Origin of the sequence: Pelomonas parva (genome assembly GCF_043555835.1) — a bacterium.
Taxonomy (GTDB): domain Bacteria; phylum Pseudomonadota; class Gammaproteobacteria; order Burkholderiales; family Burkholderiaceae_C; genus Pelomonas; species Pelomonas parva.
The window spans coordinates 30624-43276 of sequence record NZ_JBIGHV010000007.1 but is presented as its reverse complement, the minus strand read 5'-3'; the positions used below and the strand labels follow the sequence as shown (position 1 = coordinate 43276).

Annotated in this window: 10 protein-coding genes and 2 pseudogenes; all 12 read left to right on the top strand. The window is 66.8% G+C overall.

The genetic code is table 11. The features are described 5' to 3' along the window. Window positions 1-43: 43 nt before the first annotated feature. The 12 genes and pseudogenes from ACG00Y_RS18630 to ACG00Y_RS18575 all read left to right on the top strand — a co-directional run bounded on the left by ACG00Y_RS18630 (window position 44) and on the right by ACG00Y_RS18575 (window position 12653). Entirely contained in the window at window positions 44-835 is a 792-nt protein-coding gene (locus tag ACG00Y_RS18630; RefSeq protein ID WP_394481419.1) for a transketolase, read from the top strand. Further along, window positions 832-1776, top strand: a complete 945-nt coding sequence (locus tag ACG00Y_RS18625; protein WP_394481417.1) for a transketolase family protein — start codon at window positions 832-834, stop codon at window positions 1774-1776. Before ACG00Y_RS18630 ends, ACG00Y_RS18625 begins: the two co-directional genes overlap by 4 nt. Then, window positions 1773-2843, top strand: a complete 1071-nt coding sequence (locus ACG00Y_RS18620) for an NAD-dependent epimerase/dehydratase family protein (RefSeq protein ID WP_394481415.1) — start codon at window positions 1773-1775, stop codon at window positions 2841-2843. The genes ACG00Y_RS18625 and ACG00Y_RS18620 overlap by 4 nt, the downstream gene beginning before the upstream one ends. After that, window positions 2840-3727: an NAD-dependent epimerase/dehydratase family protein gene (locus ACG00Y_RS18615; RefSeq protein WP_394481413.1), complete on the top strand. Its 888-nt coding sequence runs from the start codon at window positions 2840-2842 to the stop codon at window positions 3725-3727. The genes ACG00Y_RS18620 and ACG00Y_RS18615 overlap by 4 nt, the downstream gene beginning before the upstream one ends. A 39-nt stretch (window positions 3728-3766) precedes the next feature. Then, on the top strand, window positions 3767-4819 hold the full coding sequence (locus ACG00Y_RS18610; RefSeq protein ID WP_394481411.1) for a glycosyltransferase family 2 protein: 1053 nt from the start codon (window positions 3767-3769) through the stop codon (window positions 4817-4819). Window positions 4820-4833: 14 nt separating this feature from the next. Further along, window positions 4834-6168 (top strand): lipopolysaccharide biosynthesis protein, encoded by a 1335-nt coding sequence (locus tag ACG00Y_RS18605; RefSeq protein WP_394481410.1) that lies wholly within the window; start codon window positions 4834-4836, stop codon window positions 6166-6168. Between the two features lie 25 nt (window positions 6169-6193). Then, window positions 6194-6535: pseudogene (locus ACG00Y_RS18600) on the top strand (glycosyltransferase family 2 protein); the annotation flags it as partial. Window positions 6536-7627: 1092 nt separating this feature from the next. After that, window positions 7628-7825 (top strand): annotated as a pseudogene (locus tag ACG00Y_RS18595) (DapH/DapD/GlmU-related protein); the annotation flags it as partial. 37 nt (window positions 7826-7862) lie between these two features. Next, the gene (locus ACG00Y_RS18590; protein WP_394481408.1) at window positions 7863-9101 is read left to right on the top strand and encodes a glycosyltransferase family protein; all 1239 of its coding nucleotides are present in this window, start codon (window positions 7863-7865) and stop codon (window positions 9099-9101) included. Beyond that, a complete protein-coding gene (locus ACG00Y_RS18585; protein ID WP_394481406.1) occupies window positions 9098-10426 on the top strand; it encodes a hypothetical protein in 1329 nt (442 codons plus the stop codon). The genes ACG00Y_RS18590 and ACG00Y_RS18585 overlap by 4 nt, the downstream gene beginning before the upstream one ends. Further along, on the top strand, window positions 10423-11523 hold the full coding sequence (locus ACG00Y_RS18580) for a glycosyltransferase (protein ID WP_394481404.1): 1101 nt from the start codon (window positions 10423-10425) through the stop codon (window positions 11521-11523). The genes ACG00Y_RS18585 and ACG00Y_RS18580 overlap by 4 nt, the downstream gene beginning before the upstream one ends. Further along, window positions 11520-12653 carry a glycosyltransferase gene (locus ACG00Y_RS18575; protein WP_394481402.1) on the top strand — a complete coding sequence of 378 codons (1134 nt, stop codon included), beginning with the start codon at window positions 11520-11522 and terminating at the stop codon, window positions 12651-12653. Before ACG00Y_RS18580 ends, ACG00Y_RS18575 begins: the two co-directional genes overlap by 4 nt.

The following is a 12653-nucleotide window of genomic DNA, read 5'->3' as shown; positions in this document are numbered from 1 at the left end:
TCGCACGGCGCCTAACGCGGACCGCCGGTTCGAGCCGGCCCGCATGCGCCGCACCGTGCTTGAGATGGCATACGCCGGCTCGACGGTCCACATCGGCTGCGCGTTCTCGATCATCGAGCTGGTGACGGTGCTGTATCGCGATCATCTCCGGTATCCGGGCAACGATCCGCGCGCCGAGGGTCGCGACTTCCTGGTTCTGAGCAAGGGCCACGGCGTGATGGCGCAGTACGCGTGCATGCGCGAACTGGGCTGGCTGGACGACTCACATGTCCTGGGCTACTTCAAGGACGGCAGCGCGCTCAAGGGCTTGTCGGACTCCCGTGTGCCGGGACTAGAGGTGACCTCCGGCTCGCTGGGTCACGGCTTCTCCGTGGGCGTCGGCATCGCCATGGGCCTCCAGCGCAAGGGCACTGACCAGAAGGTCTACGCCATCGTGGGCGATGGCGAGCTCAACGAGGGTCCGATCTGGGAAGGCGCCCTCGTGGCGGCTCACCACAAGATGGACAACCTGATGCTGATCGTCGACAAAAACGGCTTCCAGGCCATGGGCACGACAGACGACGTACTGGCGCTGGGCGACCTTTCGGCGAAATTCGCAAGCTTCGGCTTTGAGACGTTGGAGGTCGACGGCCATAACGAGGCGGCGGTGGACTCCGCCATCCGTCAGCTGTGGACGACCGGCATGGGCAAGCCGAAGGCCCTGATCGCGCGCACGGTAAAGGGCAAGGGCGTGCCCTTCATGGAGTCAGACAACCGCTGGCACTACACGCGCCTGAACCCGCAGACCTTCGCCGAAGCCATCGATTCGCTAGGCCTTGCCGGAGCATCGAAGTGAGAGAGGCCTTTTCCAATGCACTGGTGCGGCTGGCGCTGGCGGACCCAAAGGTTCTGCTGCTAACGGGCGATCATGGCTATGCGCTGTTCGACGAGTTCCGCAAGCGCTGCCCGGACCAGTACATCAACGCCGGCATCGCCGAGCAGAACATGGTGGGCATGGCCGCCGGGCTGGCGCGTGTCGGTTTCCGTCCGTTTGTCTACGGCCTGGCAGCATTCGTTCCGATCCGAACCATCGAGCAGATCAAACTCGACATCGCGCATGACGACCTGCCTGTCGTGTTGCTGGGCGACGGTGCGGGCTTCGTCTACAGCCATCTTGGCACAAGCCATCAGTCGACTGAGGATATCGCCTGCACCCGTGCTATACCCGGTCTGGAGATACTGTCTCCAGCAGACCGTTTCGAGATGACCGCGAGCATGGACCGCGCCTATGCGGCCAACGGCCCGGTGTACCTGCGCATGGGCAAGTCAGACCGCGGTGATGTGCACGCCGGGCCAGTGGGGGCACTGCAGTCCGGCAAGCTGATCCAGGTGCGCGGCGGCCGCGGCGACCGCCCGGGCCTGATCGCCACCGGTTCGATGGTCCGTGCGGCCCTTGACGTCGCCCAGCCGCTGGACCTCGCCGTCTGGAGCGCACCGGTGCTCAAGCCGTTGTCGGCCGACGATGTCTGCGCCGCCGCCCGCGCGACCACGGGACTGGTGACATTGGAGGAGCACTCAGTGCTGGGCGGCCTGGGCGCCGCGGTGAGCGAGATCACGAGCGAGCACCACCCCGTGCGCGTGCTGCGCATCGGCGTTCCGGACCGGTTCTCGGCGCACTGCGGCACGCATGCATACCTGCTTCGCGAGCACGGCCTGGACACCGACAGCGTTAGACCGCGGATCTCGGCGTTCTGCACGGCCATCGCACCGGGCGCCGGGGTCGCCGCGTCGGCATGATGCGGCCCGCGCGCTTGTCGCCGCTGGACCTTCCCGCAGAGGACCTGCAGCGCTGCCACGACCTGCTTGGCCCATCGGCATGGCAGGCCCTGGCCGGGCGCCGCGTCTTCGTAACGGGCGGCACCGGCTTCGTCGGCAAGTGGCTGCTGGGCACACTGATAGATGCCGACGAGGTGTTCGGCCTGGATTGCCGCATCACAGTGCTGAGCCGGGACCCTACCAACTTTCAGCATCAATGGCCGGCCATGGCCGAGCGTGTCGAATGGGTCGCTGGCGACGTCCGCGACTTCCCGATCGGCAGCACCCGCTACGACGTGATCGTGCACGCGGCCACAGACGTGGTCGCACAAGCCACGCCGCACGACGTCTTCACGACCTGTGTCGACGGCACCCGCCGGGTGATGGGACTGGCGCGCGCCTGTGGCGCCACGCGCCTGCTGCTGTTGAGTTCTGGCGCCGTGTATGGCCGTATGCCCGCCGGCATGACGCATGTGCCGGAGACCTACCTGGGCGGGCCCGACCCCCTGCTGGCCGCCTCCGCCTACGGCGAAGGCAAGCGTGCGTCAGAGTGGCTGGCCGTGCATGCGGGCATCGACGGTCTGGCGGTCGGCGTCGCGCGACTCTTCGCCGTCGTCGGCCCGCACCTGCCGCTGGACAAGCACTTCGCCATCGGCAACTTCCTGCGCTCCGCGCTCGACAAGACCGACATCGTCATCCAGGGTGACGGCACGCCCCACCGCAGCTATCTGTATGCGGCGGACATGGCGGCGTGGCTCTGGGCCATCCTGCTGCGCGGCGATAGCGGCCGCGCCTACAACGTTGGTGCCCAAGAGAGCATCTCCATCCGCGACCTCGCCACGACGGTGTTCGACATGCTGGACACCGACAGCCGCATCCGCGTCCTGACCCCTGCGACCGCCGGCCGTGAACCGGAGCGCTACGTCCCCGACACCCGCTTGGCCCGCGCCCGGCTGGACCTGCCCGCCCCCCTCGGCCTCAAGGACGCCATCCTGCGCACCGCGCGCTGGCACCAGCGCCCCCCCCCGTCACAAGGCATCGTCCCATGATTCTCCTGACCGGCGCCACCGGCTTCCTCGGCAGCCGACTGCTCGAACAGTTGCTTCAGCGCGGCGACCGCGTCGTCGCGGCCAAGCGCAGCACCTCCGGGCTAAACCGGATCCAGCACTGCATCGACCACCCGTCGCTCGAGCTATTCAACGTCGATGCCGAGGACCCGCGCGTGCTCTTCGAGCGCCACTGCATCGACACCATCATCCACACGGCGACCGAGTATGGACGCGGGGCGGCGCCGCTCTACAGCATCCTCAACGCGAACCTGCTGCTGCCGCTACGCCTGGCGGAGCTCGGCATCCAGGGCGGCGTCAAGTGCTTCATCAACACCGACTCCTTCTTCAACAAGGGCGGCAACTCCTATTCGAACCTGCTCAACTACTCTCTGTCGAAGAAGAGCCTGCTGGCCTGGCTCGACAAGCTCGCCGGCGACCTGAAGATCATCAATGTGGTGCTGGAGCACATCTACGGCACCGATGACAGCGAGTCCAAGTTCGTGGAGCATGTGGTCCGCAAGGTCGGCATCGAGCAGGTGCCGAACATCGCCCTCACGCACGGACACCAGCGCCGCGACTTCGTGTACCTCGACGACGTCGTGCAGGCCTACCTGAAGCTTGTCGACTACGGCCGTACCCAGGAGTTCCGGCTGGAGACCTTCGAGCTCGGCACCGGACAGGCCACCCAGGTGCGCGACTTCGTGACCCTGGTGAAGGATCTCTCGCACAGCCCGACCACGCTCGGATTCGGCGACGTGGCCTACCGCCCCGACGAGATCATGTGCTCGACGGCCGACATCACGCGACTCGAGCGCCTGGGATGGAAGCCATCCGTCCCGCTCGCCGACGGGCTGCGGCGCATCCTCGACACCTACCGGCGATGACGTGTCGCTTTCTCCACCCGCCCGCCCTTCCGCATCCCCATGACCGCCACTGACCGTGCACCCGCGACGGCCCTGAGCTTCTGCATCCCCACCTTCAACCGGTCGTCGACCGTGCAGGCGCTGGTGCGCCGGGTGCTGCAGTGCGACGACCCGGACATCGAGGTGGTGGTACTGGACAACGGGTCCACTGACGACACGCTCAGCCGCCTCGCGTCGATCGACGACCCGCGGCTCAGCGTACACACGAACGGCAGCAACCGCGGCGTCATCTTCAACATCCTGCACGTGCTGCTGAAGGCTCGCGGCGACTACTGCTGCCTGCTGCTCGACAAGGACAGCGTCGACCCGGCCGGGATCACCGCCTTCAAGTCCTTCCTCCAGAAGGAGCGCCCGGCGACCGGCTTCTGTGAGTACGGCCCCGCGACCGGCCATGTCGCCGACCTGTTCGAGGCCGGCCTGCCGGCGCTGCGTAAGGTGGGATACGCCTGCCATCACCCCAGCGGCTACTTCTTTGAGGCAAAGCGCCTTCGTGGCTTGGACATCGCGACCCGCTTCTCCGACTTCGACTACGTCGGGCACTTCCCGCTCGACTTCATGCAGGCGGAGCTTTCGCTGCAGGGGCGCGCCGCGGTGTACCACTGCGACCTGTTCTCGCCCGAGCAGCTCACGGCCACCGCCAAGAAGTCCTTCGGCACCCACGCCGGCAAGGAAGACGCCTTCTTCTCCCCGAAGGGCCGCCTGAAGATGGCGACGAACTTCTCGCGCCACATCGCGCGGCTCCCGATCGACGGCGGACAGAAGCGGGCCCTCATCACCGACCGCTACCTGCAGGGCCTGATCACCTCAACCCTCGGATACCGCCGGCTGCTCGCGAACGAGCTCATCTGCAACCACTACCACATCGCAACGCGGCGGGTGGGCCTTAAGGAGACCTTGTCCGAGGCCGTCGGCTTCCACAAGGGCTTCATGCAAGGGCTTTCCACTGACGCCCCGGCACGCGCGATGGCGCTGTCCACCACGACGATCGCTCTTGCCTTCACCTGGCGCGCCATCGGCGCCCTCGCGCGGCGCCTCGCACGCGCGTGGGCCTGATTGTGGCGGCGCCCATGTTCGCGCGTCTGCGCAGGTTCGCGGGCGTCGACTTCCACGTCCTTGCGACGCTGATGTCGCGCGGCTGGTCGATCCTCGCCGGAGGCCTGACGGTGCTGCTGGTGCCGTTCTTCCTGCCGCCGATCGAACAGGGCTACTACTACACCATCGCGAGCCTCACCGGCCTGCAGATCCTGTTCGAGCTCGGCCTCGGCCAGGTGGTGCTGCAATCGGTCAGCCACGAGATGGCGCACCTGCGCATCGACGAGAACGGGCAACTGCAGGGCGACGCCGCGCGCCGCGACCGGCTGGCGTCGCTCGTGAAGCTGCTGCGCCGCTGGTACCGCTTCGCGGCCGCGCTCTTCGCCGTGCTAGCGGGTGGGGCCGGCGCGCTCTTCCTCGAGCACAAGGGTGCCCTGCCGGCCGGGGAGTGGCTGGGGGCCTGGTGCATTCTCTGCCTGTCCACCGCGGTGAACCTGACCTACACGCCGGCCCTGGCCTTCATGGAAGGTTGCGGCCGCATCGGGCAGGTGGCCCGCCTGCGGCTCATCCAGTCGGTCGTCGGCCACCTCGGCATGTGGACCGCACTGATGCTCGGGGCCGGGCTTTGGGCGGCCTGCCTCGTCCCCGTGGCGATTACGGTGCTGACCGGCCACTGGCTGCGGACCACCGACACCCTGGGCAGGACGCTGCTCGACCAACAGATCGATCCGGCGAACGCGTTGAACTGGCGTCGCGACCTTTTGCCCTTCCAGTGGCGCATCGCGCTGAGCGCACTGAGCGGCTACTTCATCTTCTACCTCATGACGCCGATGGTGTTCGCGCAACGCGGCGCTGCCGAAGCCGGCCGCTTTGGGCTCGCAATGGCAGTCTTCAACGCATTGGCCACCGTCGGCACGAGCTGGGTCTACGCACGCACCCCGGCTATGGCGACGCACATCGCACGCCACGAACGCGAGGCGCTCGACCGGCTCTTCCGCGGCGTGCTGTCGCGCTCGCTGGTTTTCACCGTGGCCGGTGCGGCCGCCATCCTCGTCGTGGTGCCCTCGCTGCGGGCGCTCGGCGTCACGCAGGTGGAGCGCATCGCGCCGCTTCCCGTCCTGGCGCTACTCGCGCTCGCCTGCACCGCCAACTGCGTGGTCTTCTCGGCGGCGGCCTACATGCGCGCCCACCGCACGGAGCCGATGCTGCCCGTCTCGGTGTGTTCCGCAGCGCTCATCACCGTGGCGGCCTGGCAGGGCTCAAAGCTTGGGCTGCTGGAGATGTCGGCCGCTTACACCGGCATCACGCTGCTGGTCACGCTGCCCTGGACACTGCTGCTGTTCAGGCGCTACGCGAGGCCCGCACAATGAGCCGGCCCCCCAACCCCGTCGCAACATGACCAAGCTCCTCACCATCGCCATCCCCACGTACAACCGCTGCGAGTACGTGCGGCAGCTCGTGTCGGCACTGTGGGCCCAGGTTAGCGCCTGCCGCGAGTTGGTGGACATCGTCGTCAGCGACAACGCCTCCACGGACGACACGGCCGCGGCCATGGCCACGCTCCAGGCGCAAGGCTGCGAGTTCCGCTACCTGCGGCGCCCGGTCAACATCGGCATGGATGGGAACTTCACCGAGACGCTGGCAATGGTCGAGACCCGCTACTGCTGGCTGCTCGGCGACGACGACGTTCCAGTGCCCGGCACCCTGCCGAGCGTGCTCGAGGCGCTGTCGCGGGTGCAGCCGGACCTGCTCTACCTCCACAGTGCCTGGTTCCCGAACGCCTTCGAGGCCCGCATCCCGGAAGCGGACACGAGCATCCCGTCCGAGCCGATCGATGTCTTCGAGTTCACTTGCCGCACGAACTACTGGCTGACCTTTATCTCGTCGGTGGTCTTCGACCTCGCGCGCTATCGGCGCCTCGCGCCGGCAGGCCCCAGCGCGGAGTTCCGCGGCACTACGCTCGCCCAGCTGCACTGGGTGTTCCTGCTGCTGCGCCACGGCAGCCGGTTCCTCGTCAGCAACGGCCCGGTGATCATGGCGACGGGCAACAACAGCGGCGGTTATTCGCTGACTCAGGTCTTCGGCGTCAACCTGCCGCGCCTCGTCGATGCCGCCTTCGGGCCGCGCTCGACGCTAGGGCACATCATCAAGCAGAGCAATGCGCTGTCCAACCTGCCGCGCCTGCTCTACACGGTGCGCTTCGCGCACCTCGGCGACTTCAAGCTGGAGTCGCTGCCACCCGAGTTCCTCGATAAGGGCAAGGACCTCGGCCTGACGAAGTCGCTGTACCGCACCGTGCTGACCGGAAGCCCCCTAGCCTCAAACCTGGCCCGCCGCCTGCTGCAGGGGCTGGGTAAGGCCCTGGCATGGCGGCTGGCGATCCGAGCCCGCCTGAGGCAGGCCGGGCAACGCGGCGAATGGATCGTCGACGGCCTGTGCCGCCGAGCGCGGGTCGCGTTCGCCTGGACGCGCGGCGTCTTCTGGAATCTGCGCAGCGGAAGCGCCGAACGGAATCCGGTCTTCATCGGCCCGCATGGCCAGTTCCTCGGGCTGCGTGGCGTGCGCCTGCACGGCCGGCTCACGCTAGGTATCCGTTGCCGCATCGAGCTCTACCACCGCTATGGCGGCGAGCGATTCCATCCCCTGCTCTGGATCGGCGCGAACGTGTCCATGGAGAACGACTGCCACATCGGCGTCGTCGACCGTGTCGAATTGCACGATGGTGTAATGCTCGCGAGCCGGGTCTACATCTCGGACCACGCCCACGGCAACACCGACGGATCGACTCTGGACATGCGGCCGGTCCTGCGGCCCTTGCACTCGAAGGGGCCAGTTATCATCGAGCGCAACGCCTGGATCGGCGAGGGCGCGGCCATCATGCCCGGGGTCCGCATCGGCGAAGGCGCAATTGTCGGAGCCAACGCCGTGGTCACTCGGGACGTGCCTCCCAGGGCAGTAGTGGGCGGCGCACCCGCCCGAATCATCAAGACAGCCCCGGGCGCCGCATCGCTGCGCGGGCGCTCCTAATTCCTCTTCACAGCCAGAGCGCTTTTACCTTCTGCCAATGGACGCGGCCCTTTTCACCATCTGCTCCCGCAACTATCTCGGCCAGGCACGCACGCTAATGCAAAGCGTGCGTGCCCATGAACCGGACGCGAAGCGCTACATCGTCGTCGTCGACAGGAAGTCTGAGCTGCCGCCGCTGGACACCGACCTGGCGGAGATCGTCTGGGCCGAGGAGCTGCCGATCGCCGACTTCGAACGCAAGGCCTTCATCTTCGATGTCCTGGAGCTCAACACAAACGTCAAGCCGAGCGCCTTTCTGCAATTGCTGAAGTCGCACGAGCGCTGTATCTACATGGATCCCGACACTGTCCTGTATGACAGCCTGGCGCCGGTCTGGGCAGGACTAGACAGCGCCAACGTCGTGCTCACCCCGCACACGATTGTCCCGCGCGACGGCCTCGACTGCCCCTGGGAGCAAGACCTGCTGCGCTACGGCGGCTACAACCTAGGTTTCGCCGCAGTGCGGCGCTCCGACGAGTCCGTGCGAATGCTGCGCTGGTGGGAAGACCGTTGCCTCAGCCGCGGCTTCCACGCGCCGACGGAAGGATTCTTCGTCGACCAGAAATTCATGGACCTCGCGTCCATGTTCTTCGACGGTGTCCAGCCGGTGCGCCATTCCGGCCTGAACGTCGCCTACTGGAACCTGCACGAGCGCACTGTGCGCTTCGACGGCAACCGCTACTTCGTCGGTGACCAGCCACTGATCTTCTGTCACTTCAGCGGCTTCGTGTTCGAGCCCACAGCTGAAGAACGCGATCTGATCACCAAGTACCCCTGCGACCAGACCCTGGCAAGCCGGCCCGAGCTGCGCGGCCTGTGCGACGACTACCGGCAGCGGCTCAAGGACAACGACCACGCAAAGCTGAAGAAGATCCCGTACTCGTTCGCCCGCTTTGACAACGGGCGAGACATCCCGAAGGTGGTCCGCCGTCTCGTCGCGCTTGGAACGCTGCAGGCCGACTCGGCCGCACTGTTCTGCAGCGACAGCGACTTCTACCGTCGCCTCGATCACCTGCGCCTGTTGCCGAGACCGCATGCCGGCGGTGGCGGCGCCGCGAGGGTAGTCAAGGCGCGGCAGGAAGTGCAGGCCAGGTTCGCAGAAGGCTTGATGCGCAGGCTCATGCTGGTCATCGGCGTGAGCCGCTATGAACGCATCCTGCGACTGCTGGAACGACTGGCGTCGCCGTTCAACCAGTCCTTCCTCGTGCCGGACGCCGAACGCAAGCCGACACCATGACAACCGCCTCGCCGCCTGCAGCGCTCAGATCGCAGCCGTACCCTGGCGGCAGGAGATACCGCGACACGGCGGGCTTCTCGCGCTTGTACACGACCGGTCTGGCGCTGACCGCCTTCGGCGCGGTTTACCAGCCCTCGTTCCTGGGTTACCTCGCAGCCTCGCCGGGGGTACTGCTGATCGCCATCAGTCTCCTGGTGCTGCTGCCCCTCAGGCGCCTGCGTAACGCAGAGGCGCGTGACGCGCGCCGCCTCATCGCCTGGGGCCTGCTGGTCTCCGTGCCCTCGGTACTTTTCTTTGGCCTGAACTCGTCCTACCTCGCCAAGACCTTTACCTTGCTGATCCTGAGCATGGTCTGGCTGAGCCCGCTGATATGCGTTCCTCACCTGCGCAAGCGCCACCTGATGAACGGCCTCACCGCGGCGCTGGTCATCTGCGGCATAGGCTACCTACTCGGCGACGTTCTCAGGGGCATTCTTCCGCCCGCCCTGAATGAGGTGATCTTTGGCGGCGAGTACGCCACCTACGAGATCTTGCGCCCACGCGCCTTCATGCAGGAGAACTCGCACTTCGCGACCATGGTAGGGCGCTGCCTGATCGCCCTGTTCCTGCTGTACGAAGCGAACCGTCGCTACAACGCCCGGCGCCTGGCCGTGTTCATCGTGCTGTTGACCTTGCTGCTCACCGGCCTCGATTCCAAGGGTGCCGCCATCAGCGTGCTGGCCGCGGCGGTCACCGTGGGCATGACTCGCAAGCTGCTGCCGGCATTCATCCTGCTGCTGCCGCTTTTCTCGTGGCTGCTCCTGCGCCAGGTCGACGTGGTGCTCATCGACATCGAGAACTTCACCTCAGCCTCGACCCGCAGCACCTTGTTCCTGGCCACGTTCGCCGGCGCCGTCTGCAATCCGCTGGGGTATGGCTACTACGGCTTCTACGGCGCCATCCAGACCTTCGGCGGGTGGTCCATGGGTTGGCTCGGCGATCGCGTGCCGCTGGTGCTGACCGAGGTGGTCGACATCGTCGAGGAGCTGAACAACGTGTCGACCAAGTCCACGCTGATGGACTTCACGCTGATCTTCGGCCTGCCGTTCATCCTGATGCTATGGCGCCTGACACGGCGCTGCTACCTCGCCGATCCGCGTGCCAAGGCGGCAATCGTTTACACGCTGCTGTCGGCCATGTCGACCAGCGGCCACGAGTCGATCTCCTGCTTCCTTGTCCTGGCCATCCTGGTCCGCTGGTACCCACGCAGGTCGGACGACGGCCGGCGGCAGCGGGCCCCGGCGCGACCGGCGCAGCCTGCGCTGCCGGCTCCACAGCCGGCATGAAGATCCTCTTCATCAACACCTATGACCCGGCGACCGAACAGCACGGGGGAGGCGTCGTCACCCGTTCGGAGCTGAACGCCCTGCAGTCCATGGCCGAGGTCCACACGCTGTTCGGCGCGCCCCTGCCGGTGCGGCGCCACCAGCTCTCCTATTCGCGGCTGGCGCTCGAGGTCCTCGGCGGCAAGTCGCTGAAGCTTGCGTCCTACCGCGTCCTGCACCGGCCAGCCACGTTCTACGCCGGCTTCGACCTGGTCTGGTGCAACCACGACTATTCGGCGTATGACCACGAGATCTTCGAGGCGCTCGACATTCCCTATATCGTGCGCAAGCACAACGCCGAACACCAGCTCGTAAAGCCCGTCAACCTGCTGGCGCGCATCGAGCGGCAACGCATCGCGCGTTTCGAGGACCGCATCGCCCGCGCCGCCATGGCAACCCTGCACATTTCGTCGACCGAACACGCCGCCGACACCTGCAGCCGTTGGAAGTCATGGCTGCCGCCCCTGCTGGAAGACCCGTTGCAGTTCGCCAAGCCCGCCGTGCCGTACGAATGGCAGTCGCGCCCAGTCGACCTGCTGTGCGTGTCGAACTTCAACTGGCCGCCCAACAAGGAAGGCATAGAGTGGTTCCTCTCGCAGGTCATGGACATGCTGCCTGTATCGTGTCGCCTGCATCTCGTCGGGGCCGGCAGCGAGCGCTACCAGCGTGAAGGACGTGTCGTCGGCCACGGCTTTGTTCCCGACCTGAGCGGCATGCTCGCCAGCGCCAAGCTGTTCGTCGCGCCGATCCTCAGCGGCGCCGGTGTGAAGATCAAAAATGTCACCGCGATGGCGGCCGGCCTACCTCTGCTCACCACTTCATGCGGCATGGAAGGCATCCAGGACACGGGTGCCGAGCCGGCAGCCTGCGTGGCCGACGGAGCCGAGCGGTTCGCGGCCGAAGTCGCCCGGTTGCTGTCCGACGAAGCCGCCTGCGCGTCGCTCAGCCGCCGCAGCGTGGCCTGGACCCAGACCCACCTCATCACATCGCAAGCCTGGTGCACAAAGGCCAGCGACGCCATCGAGCAGGGCCTCTCTTCGCGCCGCACGCCATCATGAAGACACTCCAGCTGACCAAGTTCTACCCGCCGGTGTTCGGCGGCATCGAGACCGCCACCTACGAACTCGCGGAAGGCCTGGTGGCGCGTGGGCACCCCACCGACGTGCTCTGCGCAAACACCAGCCTCCGCACCGTGCGCGATCACTACGGCCCGGTGGCGGTGACCCGCACCGGGTCCTACGCCAAGCTACTGTCGACCTCGCTGTCGCCAGCGCTGGTCAGCGAACTGGCCAAGGTACGCAGGCAGCACGAGATCGTGCACGTCCACCTGCCCAACCCGATGGCCAACGTGGCCCTGCAACTGGCACGCCCCACCGGCAAGGTCGTGCTGCACTGGCACAGCGACATCATCAACCAGGCGCGCGCCATCAAGCTGTACGAGCCGCTACAGGCCTCGATGCTGCGCCGGGCGGACGCCATCATCGCCACCTCGCTGCCCTACGCCGAGGCATCGCCCTGGCTGGCGGCGCACCGGCACAAGGTACACGTGGTCCCGCTCGGCATCCGTGCCGAACGCCTGCACCAGGCCACCACCGGGCTGGCCGAGGCGCGTGCCGCGCTGCGGCGGCGACATGGCGCGCGCCCGATCGTCTTCTCGATCGGGCGCATGGCGACCTACAAGGGCTTCGAAATCTTGATTGACGCGGCCCGTTCGCTGGACCCGGACACCCTGGTGCTCGTGGGCGGCGGCGGCGAACTGCTCGACACGCACCGGCAGCGAGTACGCGAACTCGGGCTGGAACAGCGGGTGGTCTTCACCGGGCGGCTGTCCGACCTGGAGGTAGCCGCCCACATGGCGGAAGCCAGCGTGTTCTGCCTGCCCTCCACCAACCGCGCAGAGGCCTTCGGCATGGTGCTGCTCGAAGCGATGCAGGCAGGGCTGCCTATCGTCGCCACGCGCATCGCCGGCTCCGGCGTGCCCTGGGTCAACGCCGATGGCGAGACAGGGATCAACGCCGAGGTGAACGATCCCGCCTCGCTGGCCACTGCCCTGCGCCAGTTGGTCGCCGATCCCGCGCTGGCACGGCGCATGGGCGATGCCGGCCGGCGTCGCTTCGACATCCACTTCACCGCCGACCGTATGGTCGAACAGACCCTAGAGGTCTATCGCCGCGTGCTGGCCGCCTGA